The 15,895-nt window shown below is 40.2% G+C and carries 14 protein-coding genes, 3 pseudogenes and 1 other annotated feature; of the genes and pseudogenes, 9 read left to right on the plus strand and 8 right to left on the minus strand.

The features are described from left to right. A pseudogene (locus tag FTV29_RS13685) lies at positions 1-145 on the minus strand (IS5/IS1182 family transposase); the annotation flags it as partial. Positions 146-184: 39 nt separating this feature from the next. On the opposite strand from FTV29_RS13685, the pseudogene FTV29_RS13690 reads away from it, so the two are divergent. Together FTV29_RS13690 and FTV29_RS13695 are read left to right on the plus strand one after the other, a co-directional pair. Further along, a pseudogene (locus FTV29_RS13690) lies at positions 185-619 on the plus strand (transposase); the annotation flags it as partial. 192 nt (positions 620-811) lie between these two features. After that, on the plus strand, positions 812-1,384 hold the full coding sequence (locus tag FTV29_RS13695) for an HdeD family acid-resistance protein (RefSeq protein ID WP_159139015.1): 573 nt from the start codon (positions 812-814) through the stop codon (positions 1,382-1,384). 296 nt (positions 1,385-1,680) lie between these two features. Here the strand turns inward: FTV29_RS13695 and FTV29_RS13700 are convergent. Further along, positions 1,681-2,105, minus strand: a pseudogene (locus FTV29_RS13700) (transposase); the annotation flags it as partial. Beyond that, positions 1,714-1,830 (minus strand) — a sequence feature (AL1L pseudoknot). (Overlaps the previous pseudogene by 117 nt.) A gap of 335 nt (positions 2,106-2,440) precedes the next feature. On the opposite strand from FTV29_RS13700, the gene FTV29_RS13705 reads away from it, so the two are divergent. Then, positions 2,441-3,643: an integrase arm-type DNA-binding domain-containing protein gene (locus FTV29_RS13705; protein ID WP_159138989.1), complete on the plus strand. Its 1,203-nt coding sequence runs from the start codon at positions 2,441-2,443 to the stop codon at positions 3,641-3,643. A 368-nt stretch (positions 3,644-4,011) separates the two neighbouring features. Here FTV29_RS13705 and FTV29_RS13710 read toward each other — a convergent pair whose 3' ends face one another. From FTV29_RS13710 to FTV29_RS13720, 3 genes are all read right to left on the minus strand, one after another. Continuing rightward, positions 4,012-5,004, minus strand: a complete 993-nt coding sequence (locus FTV29_RS13710; protein WP_159138988.1) for a zinc-dependent alcohol dehydrogenase family protein — start codon at positions 5,002-5,004, stop codon at positions 4,012-4,014. A gap of 86 nt (positions 5,005-5,090) precedes the next feature. After that, a complete protein-coding gene (locus FTV29_RS13715; protein WP_100535562.1) occupies positions 5,091-6,002 on the minus strand; it encodes a LysR family transcriptional regulator in 912 nt (303 codons plus the stop codon). A 191-nt stretch (positions 6,003-6,193) separates the two neighbouring features. Continuing rightward, positions 6,194-6,958, minus strand: a complete 765-nt coding sequence (locus tag FTV29_RS13720) for an AraC family transcriptional regulator (RefSeq protein ID WP_100535561.1) — start codon at positions 6,956-6,958, stop codon at positions 6,194-6,196. 141 nt (positions 6,959-7,099) lie between these two features. Here FTV29_RS13720 and FTV29_RS13725 point away from each other — a divergent pair, with 141 nt between their 5' ends. Beyond that, entirely contained in the window at positions 7,100-8,620 is a 1,521-nt protein-coding gene (locus FTV29_RS13725; protein WP_049590605.1) for a catalase, read from the plus strand. A gap of 115 nt (positions 8,621-8,735) precedes the next feature. Here FTV29_RS13725 and trpA read toward each other — a convergent pair whose 3' ends face one another. Continuing rightward, positions 8,736-9,521: a tryptophan synthase subunit alpha gene (gene trpA / locus FTV29_RS13730; RefSeq protein WP_180000711.1), complete on the minus strand. Its 786-nt coding sequence runs from the start codon at positions 9,519-9,521 to the stop codon at positions 8,736-8,738. Next, positions 9,518-10,729 (minus strand): tryptophan synthase subunit beta, encoded by a 1,212-nt coding sequence (gene trpB, locus FTV29_RS13735; protein ID WP_100535558.1) that lies wholly within the window; start codon positions 10,727-10,729, stop codon positions 9,518-9,520. Before trpB ends, trpA begins: the two co-directional genes overlap by 4 nt. A 102-nt stretch (positions 10,730-10,831) precedes the next feature. Here trpB and FTV29_RS13740 point away from each other — a divergent pair, with 102 nt between their 5' ends. The 3 genes from FTV29_RS13740 (at position 10,832) to FTV29_RS13750 (ending at position 13,864) form a co-directional block, all read left to right on the plus strand. Continuing rightward, positions 10,832-11,707 carry a LysR substrate-binding domain-containing protein gene (locus FTV29_RS13740; protein WP_100535557.1) on the plus strand — a complete coding sequence of 292 codons (876 nt, stop codon included), beginning with the start codon at positions 10,832-10,834 and terminating at the stop codon, positions 11,705-11,707. Positions 11,708-11,900: 193 nt separating this feature from the next. Then, the gene (locus FTV29_RS13745; RefSeq protein WP_180075620.1) at positions 11,901-13,205 is read left to right on the plus strand and encodes an RNA-guided endonuclease TnpB family protein; all 1,305 of its coding nucleotides are present in this window, start codon (positions 11,901-11,903) and stop codon (positions 13,203-13,205) included. Positions 13,206-13,612: 407 nt separating this feature from the next. Further along, the gene (locus tag FTV29_RS13750; RefSeq protein WP_373683532.1) at positions 13,613-13,864 is read left to right on the plus strand and encodes a TIGR03643 family protein; all 252 of its coding nucleotides are present in this window, start codon (positions 13,613-13,615) and stop codon (positions 13,862-13,864) included. On the opposite strand, the gene FTV29_RS13755 is transcribed toward FTV29_RS13750, so the two are convergent. Next, entirely contained in the window at positions 13,861-14,013 is a 153-nt protein-coding gene (locus FTV29_RS13755) for a DUF2256 domain-containing protein (RefSeq protein ID WP_159138906.1), read from the minus strand. The two genes, FTV29_RS13750 and FTV29_RS13755, sit on opposite strands and share 4 nt — an antisense overlap. A 356-nt stretch (positions 14,014-14,369) precedes the next feature. Between FTV29_RS13755 and nudC the strand changes: the two genes are divergently transcribed. Together nudC and FTV29_RS13765 are read left to right on the plus strand one after the other, a co-directional pair. Then, positions 14,370-15,143: an NAD(+) diphosphatase gene (gene nudC / locus FTV29_RS13760; protein ID WP_100535554.1), complete on the plus strand. Its 774-nt coding sequence runs from the start codon at positions 14,370-14,372 to the stop codon at positions 15,141-15,143. A 119-nt stretch (positions 15,144-15,262) separates the two neighbouring features. After that, positions 15,263-15,811: a lipocalin family protein gene (locus tag FTV29_RS13765; protein ID WP_100535594.1), complete on the plus strand. Its 549-nt coding sequence runs from the start codon at positions 15,263-15,265 to the stop codon at positions 15,809-15,811. Positions 15,812-15,895 lie beyond the last annotated feature (84 nt).

The following is a 15,895-nucleotide window of genomic DNA, read 5'->3' on the forward strand; positions in this document are numbered from 1 at the left end:
GATTTCGCCCTTGTTTGCCTTTTGATGGCGCATACCATTGCGTAGCAGGATCAAACCAAATGGCAATATTTCCGCGACTCATGAGTGCTCGGTTATATGCGGGCCAATTGGTTGTGCGGTAGATTTTCTGTGTAGGCTTATTCATTTGGAAATTATATCGCTGAAAAAGCCTTTACAGATAGGTTTGTGCAACAAAGCCGATTGGCATAGCCGCAAGGTACTTGCGCATAGGGTATCGATTAGTATGGAGGTGGATTTTTGTATTTCGGCTTTAAATGAAGCGATTGAAAAATATGGATCACCTGAAATATTTAATACAGACCAGGGCAGTCAGTTCACCAGTGATGCATTTATTGATGTATTGAAATCAAATGGCATTCAAATCAGTATGGATGGTAAAGGTCGATGGATTGATAATGTGATGGTTGAACGGTTATGGAGAAGCGTTAAATATGAAGAGGTGTATCTCAAAGCTTATAGCAGTGTCACCGATGCGAAAAAGCAATTGAGTGCATATTTTGAATTTTATAATTTGAAACGACCTCATTCGAGTCTGGACAAAATGACTCCAGATGAGTTTTACTATGACCAGCTACCACAACAAAATAAGGTAGCTTAACTAGAGCAGAATATCACTTATAAATAAGCTTTTAGTTGTTCAAACAAGTGGGACCACCTCTTTATATCGATGTTAATCGGCTACTAAAACATAATTTTATTTTTTTATGCAAGAGGAAACGTAAGATTCTTCTAAAGCCAATCAAGTTTTAAAGTATGATCAGTCAAATAAGACATCACTTGAGAAGAAAAGATGAAAACAGTAGGCAATGACTTGGTACGTAGTCAGTTGCATCAAAAGCGAAAATGGTATCTGGGGCTGGGCATTTTACTAGTGATTTTTGGTCTGGTCTTGCTAGCGACTTTACCCTTTGCAACCTTGTCCGTGGTATTCATGTTTGGCGTACTGATGATGATCGGCGGGATTCTGCATTTTGTTGCTGCATTTAAAATTTTTCATGGCGGTTTTCGCTGGTTCTGGGCCTTATTCGGTCTTTTATACTTGCTTGCCGGATATTATGCGTTCAGTACACCGCTACAGACCGCGGTGGTCCTGACCCATATTCTGGCGATTATTCTAATTATTGCAGGTATCATCCGGATCTTGAATAGCCTTTTGTTTCGCGCTCTGGGTGGATGGGGCTGGACTTTATTTTCAGGCATCTTGACCCTGCTGGCAGGGATTGTGATTTTGCAATCCCCAGATGCACCGTTTTGGGTCCTGGGCCTGTTTCTGGCGATTGATATTTTATTTCAGGGGATTAATTACCTGACATTTGCGTCTTATATCCGGTATGAAGTCCCGAAAAGTTCAGCTGAGCTTTAAAAGCTCGCATCAAGAGCGCTCCGTGCGCTCTTTTTTATGTCTTGTGATGAATATAAGTGTGATCAGTTTATGTCAAAAATCTTTGTACTTGCGCCGGGTTCCTTATACTGAACTTGCATAAATTATGTTGTGTAACGTATGTAACAAGTTGAAATTATTAAAAATAGGATAACTAAAAATGCAACCGACTGAATTAAAAAAATTACCAGACTGGTTATTAGAACAGTTACCCCAAATAACTGAACCAGCAATTTTATCACTTATAGGTGTTGTTCAAATTTACGGAGCCATCTCTTGTCAGCGAGATCTAAAGTTCGGTAATAGGTTGAAGCTGCGATCGGTAAAATCCTACAAATCGCATCAACACCATATAAGTCTTTATTGTTATGGATGAAATCCACCATTATTTGTGTGGGCGGTCGAGCTCCGCCTGGGCGAAAAAAGCGGCTGCTTTACGTAGAATTTCATTGGCACGCTTTAATTCTTTAATTTCACGTTCCATTTGCTTCATTTTTTCTTGATCAGATATCTGTTGTACTTTAATAGGATTTTGCTGATCTAAATGCTTTTGATGCCAGGCACGAAGTGTTTCAGGAGTACAACCAATCTTAGGCGCAATTGCTGTGATTGCAGCCCAAGTAGAAGGATAATCTTTTTCAGATTCAATTAGTAATTGAACCGCTCTTTCTCTAATTTCGAGGGTATAGGTTGGTTTTTTCATCGGAATAGTCTCTCAGAATATTGAGTCTCCGACAAACCCGGTACGGTTCATTGTTTGTGTTTGGACAAAAGTGATGAATGCAGACCGTTTTGATGTGAAGAAATCATGATCTGAATATTTAAGATAAAAAACCGGCTTTAAGCCGGTTTTTTTATTTAACTTGTAGAATCAATGGTTAATTAAATGGTTACTAAAAAGCAATCACTCTAAATATAAAACAGATTTAACAATAACTTATAAAAATATATGATGCGTATGATACGCATCATATGAAAATTGCTTAAATTTGCTATAATTGAATTGCGCAGTGTCATTTGTGGTTAGGTTAAATATTCATGAGTCTTACGGAAATTAAGGTACGCCAGGCTAAACCAAAGGAAAAAGTCTATTTTCTGGCAGATGATGACGGCTTAAGTTTAAAGATAGAACCAAATGGACGTAAATCTTGGAGTTACCGCTATTCACTTGTAGGGACAAATAAACGTCCTCGCATGAAGTTGGGCGAATATCCTGTAATGTCCTTGAAAGAGGCCAGATCAGTCCGGGATGAATATAAATTTAATGATTATCAAAATAAACTGCTGCATAAAAAAGACATCAAAACTTTTCAGGATATTTGTGAAGAGTGGTTAGAATTTAAAATTAAAAATTCCTTTGAAGATGAACCACGATGCGGTGTAATTCAGCTTGCAAAAAAATGTTTAGATCAGGATATTTATCCAAATATTGGACTAACGCCATTTATTGAAGTTAAAAGATATGATCTGGTTAAGGTTATTAAAAATATAGAATCTAGAAATGTAAAAGAACCTGTAAAGAAAGCTTACAGTTATTTAAATCAGATTTATGATTATGCTGTAGCAATGGGGTATTGTGAATATAATATTGCAAATGGGCTTCATAAAATATTAGTTAATAATAAGATTAAGAAAAATTATCCTCATTTGAACTCAGATGAACTATCTAATTTCTTAGCTAGATTGAATCAGATTAATACAGATCCTATCATTAAAAAAGCCCTATTATTTAAGTTATATACAGGCGTACGTGGTGGAGAATTACTGCTTTCTGAACCACATCACTTCGATCTGGATAAAAGAATATGGAAAATACCGGCCTTACATATTAAACAATATAGAAGAAAAGTTATTTTAGGTCATGATATTCCTGACTTTTTAGTTCCACTATCTGATCAAGCACTTGAAGTTGTGAAATCAGCACTCGCTTGGTCTCATGGCGAAAAATATGTATTTTCTAGCCCCCGTAATAATCATAAACCTATTCATTTTAATACCCTGAACTTGATTATTAGAAAAATGGGATATACTAAAAATGAACTATCATCTCATGGTTTACGCTCAACATTTAGTACCATATTAAATGAATCTGGTTTATTTCAATCAAATTGGATTGAAGCACAGCTATCTCATACTGATAAAAATAAAACCCGTGCAAGTTATAATCATGCAGAATATTTCAATCAGCGCGTGGAAATGATGCAATGGTGGGGAGATTTTATTGATAGTTGTACTGTATAGTTAATGGTTATGAAATCCAAGTTTTAATTAGAATATATTAGTAAATATATAAAATTAGATTCAAGCATTATTAAGACTGAAATATTGTAAAGTAAACTACTTATATTCTGTATTATTTATTTTATACGATTTATAAGAGCCTTAGTTTTTTAATATATTAACCATGATCTATTGACAGAAAACTAGTAAAGTAAATGCCCGCTGAAACTAATTATCCGTGATTTGAGTTATTTAATGCTCTAGTAAAACAGCATTAAATAACCCGATCACGGCATCGAGTGTGGTCAGATCTATGATGAAACTCGGCTAACCAAAAATATTGTATTGGAACTAAAATGCCCTATAGATGGCAGTATAGGGCATCTAAATTACTGAACGTTAACTACGATCTTGCCGATTTGGGCATTTGTTTCCATGTATTTATGAGCTTCTTGGATATTCTCAAAATTAAAGACTTGGTCAATTAAAGGTGATAACTGACCTGACTCCAAACCACGATAAACAAATTGTTTTGCCTGTTCTAGCGCATTGGAATCAGTGGTAATTTCAAAGAGCTCATAACCACGTAATGTTAAATGTTTGCCTAAAACATCCATAACACTCATTTGGATATCACGTGTATCAAGCGCACCATATTGGAAGAATGTGCCTTGTTTAGCCATAGCTTGCATGATTTTACCTACAGCTGGACCACCTACAGGATCAAACACCATATTTACCCCCTGGTGATTGGTAATACGATTCAATTCATTTACTAAATCTTGCTCCTCAGTAGCGATCACATATTTAGCCCCTAGATCTATCAGTTGCTGCTTTTTAGCACTAGTACGAGTTAATGCGATTGGGGTAGCGCCTAACATATTAGTAATTTGAATTGCTGCCACGCCAACACTGCTAGATGCAGCACCAATAACAACATATTGGTCTTTCTGTAAGTTGCCAAAATGTACTAATGCACCATAAGCCGTCACAAACATCATCCAGCTTGCAGCCGCTTGTTGGAATGTCAAATCTTTAGGATGTTTTACAACAGCATGGACTGGCAGATTGATGAGTTCTGCGTATGTACCATATTCATCAAAACCAAAAGATGGAATGACACTCACTGCATCGCCAATACTAAACTCTGAAACACCTTCGCCAATCGCTGTAACGATACCTGCGGCTTCATAGCCAAGTACAGAAGGAAAAGTGGGTTCAATCACATAATTACCGGTACGGTACATGATTTCAGCCCGATTTAAGCCGATCGCATGGACTGCCATTTGTACTTCACGTGCTTTGGGAGCAGGAATTTCTAGATCTTCAATTTGTAGGACCTCAGCACCACCGATAGCACGCATCACCACAGTTTTAGACATGTTTCTTTTCCATATGTTTAACAGATGGAATTAGCATAGTGGTTCAAACAGATCAGATAAATAAACAATCTATTTATAGATTGGTTCTATTTTTTATCACAATCTCTTGCAAATATCCTTTCAATCCAATCTATAAAGACTTGCATACGTGCAGGTAAATGTTCACGGTGAGTGTAGAGCAAAGAAATAGGTTTAGGCATATTTTGATAAGTTGATAACACTTCAATGAGTTGGCCATTCTCGAGATACGGCTGTATTGCATGACGAACCCCTTGAATTAAGCCCAAACCATGTAAGGCTGCGCTTAAAAATGATTCTGAATCATTGACTAAAATACTTGAATCCAATTTATATTCTTCAAGTTTCTGATTCACAATAAATTGCCAATTCATAACCTTACGTTGTTTACCGCTAAAATAATTGATGGCTTGATGGTGTTTTAGATCATCTAAGGTATGCGGTGTGCCATATTTTTTTAAATAAGAAGGGGCAGCACAAGTGATCATTTCAACTTGTCCAAGTGATTTTGCAATGAGGGTTGAGTCATCTAAGTAGCCGAGTCGAATTGCAAAATCGACACCTTGATCAATGAGATCCACTAAGGAATCAGAGGATTCTAGAATCAACTCGATATTTGGATATTGTTGTTTAAACTCTGCCAAATGAGGAATCAGAATGGCTTTGGCAATGGTGATGGGTACGTTGATGCGCAGTTTACCCGATATATTTTGAGTCTGTAGATTTGGCTGAAAGCTATTAAAAATAGCATCGAAGTCTTTAAGGAGTTGCAATGCTTTGTGATAGAAAGCTTCACCTTCTAAAGTCATGCTGACTTTACGGGTGGTTCTATTGAGTAATCTCACCCCCAATTCATGTTCAAGCTGTTTGATGGCTTTGGAAATCAGTGGACGATGCACACCCAATGTCTCAGCAGTGTGAGTAAAGCTTTGGGTTTCAACCACACGCACATATATCTGTAACTTCTGCAAATGATCCATTTAATTTTGCCATTCATTGAATATCGAAATTATAACAAATGGCTGATTTAAAGGTCTTATTCGAACGACATGATGTTTAGCCGTCCGATCAGGGATGGTCATGAATACAGAAAAAAATTAATCTTCAATCAGGTCAATTTTGAATGATAAAAAATATTTCACCTGCTTATGCAATGAACTTTACCCAAAGTTTAACTATATTGATTACGATATTGGCTCGGTGTAACGTTAAACCAACGCTTAAATGCGCGTCTAAAGTTAGAACTGTCATGATAGTTTAATAGCGTTGCAATCGCATCGACAGATAAAGTACTGTCTGTTAAATAACGACGTGCTTGCTCCGACAAAATTGCATCTCGAATCTCCCTAAAGCTTGTGCCATCTGCGGCAAGTTGACGTGCCAATGTCCGTTTACTCATAAACAATGCCGCTGCAATTTGGTCTTCACTCAGTTCATGTAGCGAACTCGACAGCATCATTTTTTTTATCATATACACATAGCTTTGCTTGCCCGGTTTGAGCTGCTGTAGCATGCTTTCGCATTGTTGCATCGCGAGTAAATAACTGTCTTGATTGGCCGAGGCATTCGGAATGTGACATAGACTGAAAGGAAAGGTGGCTTTGATTGCAGGTGCGGAAAAAGAATAAGCGCCCGATAAATACTGCGCATAGGCTTGGTGATAGTCGGGTTCTGCGTGCGCAAAACAGATTTGAGCGTCATGGAGAGGGCGTCCAACAATAAATTCAGCACACTCAAATAAAATCACGGCACAGGTTTCAGCCAATAGACGATGTACCTGTTCAGACAGTTGAAAATCAAAATACAGTGATATATTGACTGAATGTTCGGTGTATTCAAGATTTAAACGTGCAAAGCTGATACGGGTGGGAATAAATTCCTGAAATGCTTTCAGTGCTATCAATAAATTTGGGCTACTGTTGACCAAGAATCCCATGGCACCATGTACTGAATAGCCACCGATTTTGTAGACACTCTTTAGTTTAATATTTTAATACGCTAGTTAAGCGTAAACTAGAATATGGAGATCTTAAGTTTCTCTCGGCAATTTAAATGAAAAGAAACGGGAGTTAATAGTATGAGTCAAGACCCTAAAAAATGTCCTGTTACCCACCTGACTACTGAAGCTGGTGCCCCTGTGGTCGATAATCAGAACAGTATGACGGCAGGTGCGCGTGGACCTTTACTTGCCCAGGATTTATGGCTGAATGAAAAACTGGCCAACTTTGTCCGTGAAGTGATTCCAGAGCGTCGTATGCATGCCAAAGGTTCAGGTGCTTTCGGTACCTTTACCGTGACCAATGATATTACCCAATATAGCCGCGCTAAAATTTTCTCTGAAGTCGGCAAAAAAACCGAAATGTTTGCGCGTTTCTCAACGGTGGCGGGTGAACGTGGTGCGGCCGATGCAGAACGTGATATTCGCGGTTTTGCCCTGAAATTCTATACTGAAGAAGGCAACTGGGATCTAGTTGGCAACAATACTCCGGTATTTTTCCTGCGGGATGCCCGCAAGTTCCCTGACCTGAATAAAGCAGTCAAACGTGACCCGAAAACCAACAAGCGCAGTGCCACCAATAACTGGGATTTCTGGACATTATTGCCTGAAGCCTTGCATCAGGTGACCATTGTCATGTCGGATCGCGGTATTCCTGCTGGCTACCGTCATATGCATGGTTTTGGCAGCCATACCTTCAGTTTTATCAATGCCCAAAATGAACGCTTCTGGGTGAAATTCCATATGCGTACCCAGCAAGGCATCCAGAACCTGACCGATGCTGAAGCAGCAGACTTGATTGCCAAAGACCGTGAAAGCAGCCAGACCGACCTGTTTGATGCCATCGAACGTGGCGACTATCCAAAATGGAAAATGTACGTTCAAGTCATGCCAGAACTGGAAGCCGAAACAGTGCCTTATCATCCATTTGACCTGACCAAAGTCTGGCCGAAGGGCGATTATCCACTGATTGAAGTCGGTGAATTTGAGCTGAACCGCAATCCGGAAAACTATTTCCAGGATGTAGAACAGGCAGCCTTTGCACCTAGTAATCTTGTACCGGGCATCAGCTACTCACCGGACCGTATGTTACAGGCACGTTTAGTGAACTATGCCGACGCAGCGCGTTACCGTGTTGGTGTAAATCATTCACAGGTTCCGGTCAATGCTGCACGCTGCCCTGTAAACTCTAATCGTCGTGATGGTCAGGGCCGCATGGATGGCAACTATGGTTCATTGCCACATTATGAACCGAACAGTTTTAACCAGTGGCAGGAACAACCTCAGTTTAAAGAACCAGCATTAAAGATTACCGGTGATGCTGATTTCTGGGACTTCCGTGAAGATGACAATGATTACTTCAGCCAGCCACGTGCCCTGTTCAATTTGATGAATGATGAGCAGAAACAGGCCCTGTTTAATAACACGGCCGCAGCGATGGGTGATGCGCTAGATTTCATCAAATACCGTCATATCCGCAACTGTTATGCTTGCGATCCAGCTTATGGGCAAGGCGTTGCTAAGGCCTTAGGTATGACTGTAGCAGATGCTCAAGCGGCACGTGAAACAGATCCTGCTAAAGGTTTGCCAAGCTTTCTTTAATTTATTTTACTTTCTCTTCCTCTTTTAAGGGGGAGAGGAGGTAAACTATGGAATATAGCATAAGAAGGTGAAAACCTTATGCCATAAATTCTCTATTAAGGATCATAAAGAAAAACTAAGATTTCTCTTTCAGAATTTGTGAAAAAATTTTAACTTTTTCTAATGTGGCGTCTACACCTTGCTTAAAAAAGGTATCCACCAGTGCCGAACCGATCACCACCAGATCAACTTTATTGGCTAAGGCTTTCACATGACTTTCATCTTTAATCCCAAAGCCAATAGCAATCGGGATATTAAAAATTGGTTTGATTTCAGCAATCTTTTTTTCAAGATTGGTCAGATTTAAAGTACCGCCGGTGAGACCATTTTCCGCAACATGATATAAAAATCCTGTCGCACTGGCTGAGATTTGTTTCAATCGCTCAACTGGAGTAGTGGGTGCGCTCATTGCAATTAAATGCATATTTTTTTCATTTAATATCTGTTTAAATTTTTCCCGATATTCATAAGGGGCATCTAGGATCAGAATCCCCTCAATCAAATTTTCGGTATCCGCAACCAGCTTCTCGAAACCATATTGTATGATCGGGTTTAAATAGGTCATTAAAATAATCGGGGTGGTTTCATCCTGTAAACGGATAGCTTTCACGAGCTCAATGGTTCGATGCACGGTCTGACCAGAAGCGAGTGCTCTAACATGAGCAGCCTGGATGGTCTCTCCATCTGCCACAGGATCAGAAAATGGGATGCCCACTTCGATGATATCAGCTCCAGCTTGACCCAATTGACTAAATAGACGATAACTTTCATTAAAATCAGGATCTCCGGCAGTAAAATAACAGACTAAACCACTGCGATTTTCCTGTTTTAATTGCATTAGTTTTTGATCTAAACGGTTCATGCGCGTGCTCCTGCAAGATACTTTTTGACTGTGTCTAAGTCTTTGTCACCTCGACCGCTTAAATTGATGATAATTGTCTGTTCCGGATGCATTTCTTTCGCAAGTTTGATGGCATAGGCAATAGCATGAGAACTTTCCAGCGCTGGGATAATGCCCTCTTGCTGGCTCAGTAGTTGAAAGGCATGTACAGCCTCTTCATCTTTGACTGCTGCATAAGTCACGCGGCTTGTTTCAAACAGGATGCAATGCTCAGGGCCAACCCCAGGGTAATCCAGTCCTGCGGATATGGAATGTCCCTCTAGAATTTGCCCGTCTGAATCTTGCAGTAAGTAAGTCAAATTACCATGCAAGACGCCGACTCGACCTTTGGAAATCGAGGCAGCATGTTCATGACTATCAGTGCCTTTCCCGCCAGCTTCAATTCCAAACATTTTGACATTGGTATCCTCTAGAAAGGGGTGCATGAGTCCTAATGCATTGGAACCCCCACCGACACAAGCAACCAAAGCATCTGGGAGTTTATTTTCTTTAAGAAGAATCTGGTTTCTGGCTTCGATGCCAATAATTTTCTGGAACTCTCTCACAATAGTCGGGTAGGGATGCGGGCCAGCACCAGTTCCTAGCAGATAGTAAGTCGTGTCGACATGACTGATCCAGTCACGTAAGGCTTCATTCATAGCATCTTTCAGGGTTCCACGGCCTTTTTTTACGCCTTGTACTTCAGCACCAAGTAATTTCATACGTTCAACATTCGGTTGCTGACGTTGAATATCTGTTTTACCCATATAGATCGTGCATTTCATCTTAAAGAGTGCACAGACGATTGCTGTGGCAACACCATGCTGTCCTGCACCTGTTTCAGCAATGATTCTGGTTTTACCCATGAATTTAGCCAATAATATTTGCCCCACACAGTTATTGATCTTATGGGCGCCGGTATGGTTCAAATCTTCTCGCTTGAGATATATTTTGGCTCCCCCTGCGTAGGAAGTTAGATTTTTTGCATAGAATAGCGGGCTAGGGCGACCCACGAAGTCGGTTAAAATCTGTCGATATTCAGCCCAAAATTCAGGTTGATTCCGTATGGTATTAAAGGCTTGTTCTAAATCTTGTAGAGCTGGCATCAGGCTTTCAGGCATATAGCAGCCACCAAATTTACCGAAAAAACCACCTTGATCAGGACCCTGACCGATATAAGGAGTTGTCATTGTCTTTCTCTTAAAATTTCAACATTGATTGGATCTTAAAAGATTTCCATTTTCCTGATAATTGATATATTTTTGATTTATGATGTTAGAAAAATTTACAGCATGAAACGTAGAACCTTACCGCCTTTAAATTCACTTAAAGCATTTGAAGCGGTCGCTAGACATCAAAGCTTCAGCTTGGCTGCGGAAGAACTGTGTGTCACTCATAGTGCAATCAGCCATCAAATCAAACAGCTCGAAGAATGGTTGGATAAAAAATTATTTATTCGGCATTCATCAACGATTACTCTCACTCAGGATGCAGAAGACTTATCCCGTCTTTGTACTCACTTCTTCAATGAGCTGGAAGAATGTGTATTTGAATTAACTCACAAAGCGTCAGAAGTAGAAATCGTAATCGGTGCCTCTCATAGCTTTATGGCGAACTGGTTAATTCCACGACTGGAAAAACTAGAGAGCCTTTATCCTAATATCTCTATTAAATTGATGACCTGTAACGACCTAAAGCTACTGGAAAAAGAAAAAATTGATATTTTTATCAATAGTTTGAATGTAGATGAAATGCTGCCTAAGTTTTTGGATAAATTTCTTTTATTTCCGGACAACATGGGACCAGTTTGTAAAGGTGAAAGCTATGCTCTCACTAGTATTCATGATCTTTTTGAGCACCCATTACTTCACACTTATTCCAATAAGAATGCCTGGCAGATCTGGTTTGAACGATCCCATCTAAACCTTGAGACTAAATCGAATGATCGATATTTTGATCGTCTCAATTTAATGATAGAGGCGGCTGTTTCAGGATTGGGGATTGCTATAGCGCCCCAGATTTTGGTAGAAAAGGAAATATTAAGTGGCAGAATTATTGCGCCGTTTGAATTTACCTATTGCAACTTTGACTTCTATGCAATCGTTAGGAAAAATAATTCAAATCAAGAGATTATCAATATTGTAAATTGGTTACAGACCCAATGTTGAGAGGATCCCAATCAAAAGCCATTTCTATCGCTTCTTATTCTCAAGTGAAAATACCCTATCTTTAGTGTGAAAGAGGACTCCACCCGACAGTCAGGGTGAAGGTGAATTTCACGAATTTTTTTGGTGTTTTTTCAGTGCAATATGATAGAATAATTTGCATTAAGTTTCTGTATCTAAATAGCTTTAATGCGAAATGAAGATCAACAAAGCGTACAAATTTAGGCTTGAGCCTAATGCAGAGCAGGAGCTTGTTTTAAACAAGTTGCTTGGCTCTGCACGTTTTGTTTGGAATCAAATTTTAGCTGTATCATTTGAGATGCTTGCTAGAAATGAGCGAATCAACAAAGTTAATTTAGTCAATAAAATTCCTGAATTACGCAAAAAACCTGAATGTGCTTTTTTAGAAAACAGCTCGAATGGCGTTTCACTTCAACAAAAAGTCCGTGATCTTGGTGATGCTTGGGCTAAATTTTTTGATAAAAAAGAACAAGCCAAGTTAAAGCAAAAACCATTCAAAGCGAAGAAGCCAAAATTCTTTAAATTGACCGATGGCAGTGAAATTCAGCTTAGACCACTCATGCCAAGATTTAAAAAGAAATCTGATGGTTATGATTCAATCCGTATTGTTCAATTTGGCAGATATTGTTGGGTTAAAGGTAATCAGGTTAAGTTGCCTAATGACATTGGCGTTGTGAAATTCAGAAAATCACAAGATATTTTAGGCGAGATTAAGAACGTCACAATCTCAAAGCATGTTGGTAAGTGGTATATCTCTTTTGGTGTTGAAAACACAATAGACGCACCAATCCATCCATCGAAATCAGCGATTGGCATTGATTTAGGTGTTAAAAAGTTAATTACAGCGTCTAGTGGTCAGGTATTCGACCCGATCAATAGTTTTAAAGCCAATCAGGTAAAAATAGCCAAATTCCAACGCAAGTTGAGAAAGAAAACCAAGTTCAGCCAAAATTGGAAAAAGCTCAATTTAAAGATCAATAAACTGCACCATCATATTGCCAATATTCGGCATGACTACTTGCATAAAGTCACCACAACTCTCAGCAAAAAACACGCAATGATCGTAGTTGAGGACTTAAAGGTAGCCAATATGTCGAAATCAGCACAAGGCTCAATCGAGAAAAAAGGAAAGAATGTGAAAGCCAAGTCAGGCTTGAACAAGTCAATCCTAGATCAAGGTTGGTCAATGCTTGTTGGCATGTTGGGGTACAAACAGCAATGGCGAGGTGGTTTACTCGTTAAAATTAACCCTAGATATACAAGTCAGACTTGTAGCTCATGCGGTCACATTGCAAAGGAAAATAGGCTCACTCAGGCAAAGTTTGAGTGTGTTTCGTGTGGATATGTTGCGAATGCAGATATTAACGCTTCTCGCAACATTTTAGCGGTAGGACATACCGTTTTGTCTGTGGAGGGTCGATGCGGTAAAGGTCGCCCTGCGAAGCAGAAAGCAAGCGAAATCCGTGAGGAAGTCGCCTAAGAGCTTTTGCTTTTAGAATCCCCCACTTGAGGTAAAGCGAAAGTGGTGGGAGTATGTCAACAAGAATAGACCAATACCGCCGCAGAGCTGGGCAATAATTTCGAGCACAATTTCCCCAAGGTGTTTTTAGCATCAGCATACCGTCTGATCTAGGCGATGTCATTAACAACAATCCCAGGCATAGGCTTTGGTAGCAGGTATTTGGACCACACGCTGAGATCGAAGGCCCGATAGGACAGCAACAAAATACAATCCACGCAAAAAATCACAAAATCTTCATCTTCGTTTTTTTAAGATGAGTTTGGTCAGCTTGATCTGACCCAGACAGAGAGAGATAGCGTTAAATTTTATCGCTCAATTTTTATTTTAAAAATGAAAGTAAACAGAGGTATGTGGTGCGTCAAGTAATTGAATATGTGGGAGCAGATCTGTCAAGGATCATTGAAATGGCCTGGGAAGATCGCACCCCATTTGAAGCCATCCAGCGTGAGTTTGGCTTGAATGAAACTGCAGTGATTCGCTTGATGCGGAAAAATATGAAAGCATCAAGTTTTAAAATGTGGCGTGAACGAGTCACCGGCCGAAAAACTAAACATCTGCAACTGCGTTCCCCCGATGTCATTCGGGCTTATTGTGCGCGGCAGTATAAACGTTTCTAAGCGCTTTGTTTTGAACGCAGTTTGGACTCACGTTTACATCGTTCAGAACAGTATCTGACTTCCTCCCAGCAGCGTTGCCATTTTTTGCGCCAAGTAAAAAGGCGCAAGCAGTGAATACAGGTTTTTTCAGGGAGATGCTGTTTTTTCATGGTTTATAACTCATCTATCTGGCTAAGAAGCTGTTGGGCATGGGTGGATTATTTGTTCCGCAACTTTAAGTTTATCCCGCTGCCGATAGAAATCACTAGCAAATCGTCCTCACGTGAACGCAAGTTCATTTATCTAGCTAAAATCTTACTCATTTTATAAGCCTTATTTTTAATGATTTCTTAACTCATAAACGATGTGAAAATTATGTGATTTTAATCAAAAAGATACAAATTATTATAGTTGTAATTCAGGCAGCCTGCGCCTAGTATCTTCCATGAAGTTACTCCATGTAAGCTTCCTTAGTTTTGTCCCATACACCCCTCTGTATGGGATTTTTTTTAATCCGGGGATTGTCATGAGCATGCATTCAAAAGCATATATTTTTAGACAGCAGCAATTGCTGGTGGATGATCATTTCCAGTTGCCGCAAGTGGAAAGACTGCAGCACGACCTGAACCTGTCGGAAAATGGCCAGGTCATTGCACGGGATCTAAAAGAAGATGAACCAGTACCCGAGGGTTATCAACTGATCCCGATTCGGCAACTGGTGCAGGTCTGGAGCAGGCCGCAGTTTGAACAGGCCAGCCGTGCCGTACAGTTACTGGAGTGGCGCCGTAATCACTGCTTTTGCAGCAAATGTGGCCATGCCACCCAGCAGCACGCCAGCCAGTATGCCATGGTCTGTCCATCTTGTGGCTATAACCAGTATCCCCGGGTGAATCCCTGCGTGATTACCATCATCACCCGGGGTATAGATGAAATTCTGCTGGCGAAAAATGCCCGCAATAAAACCCAGATGTACAGCCTGATTGCTGGATTTGTTGAAGTCGGCGAAACCTTGGAGGAGGCAGTACGCCGTGAGACGCAGGAAGAAGTCGGCCTGCAGATCAAGAATATTCAATATCTGGCCAGCCAGCCGTGGCCGTTTCCCAGCAACCTGATGATGGCCTTCAGGGCAGAGTATCACTCGGGTGAGATTCAGATTCAGGAAGATGAACTGAGCGACGCGCAATTTTTCAAGTTTGATCAGTTACCTGAGATTCCCTTCAAGGGCAGTATCGCTTATGCCATGATTCAGCATGTGATGCATGATACCCCTGTAGCAGATGACAGCAAAGAATGGCTTTAACCTAGAAAATAGCCTAGGGCTTTTCAGCAGCACGCCTGCTAGATCACATGATTTTGTCTTCACGCTTTGTTCACATCCACCTGGGTTATCTTAGTCCTGAAATCATTCAAGGCTTAAAAATGAATACTCTATTCAAGTCAGTTTTTGCGGTTACGGCACTGACCCTCATGAGCTTAAGCATGCTGACTCGAGCGGAAACGGTTGCGCCTCAGGCAGTCGATCAGGTGGATATCCAGCAGTATGCAGGCAAGTGGTATGAAATTTCGCATTTACCGATGTATTTTCAGCGTAAATGTGTATCGGATATCTCTGCACAATATGAGGTCAATGCCGATCAGACCATGAGTGTGTTAAATAGTTGTCGGATTGCCAATGGTGAGATGATTAGCTCTGAAGGAGTGGCTTATCCGCAAAATAAGGGCAACAGTAAACTCAAGGTCAGCTTTTTACCTCCAGGTTTAAGGTGGATCCCGTTTACTAAAGGTCATTACTGGGTATTACGCGTGGATCCAGAATATAAAGTGGCACTGGTCGGTGGACCAAGTAACAAATACCTGTGGATTTTGTCGCGTGAACCACAACTGGACGAAGCAACTTATCAGTCCTATCTGGAGACTGCGAGACACTATGGCTACGACATCACAAAGTTAATCAAATTACCGCATTAATCTGCTACCCTTTGGCCGAACTGCTTAGTCTCTTACAGTTCGGCTTTTTTTCACTTCACATAAAATTCATATCTGACTGATTAG

The organism is Acinetobacter sp. YH12254 (genome assembly GCF_013417415.1).
GTDB classification, from domain to species: Bacteria; Pseudomonadota; Gammaproteobacteria; order Pseudomonadales; family Moraxellaceae; genus Acinetobacter; species Acinetobacter pseudolwoffii.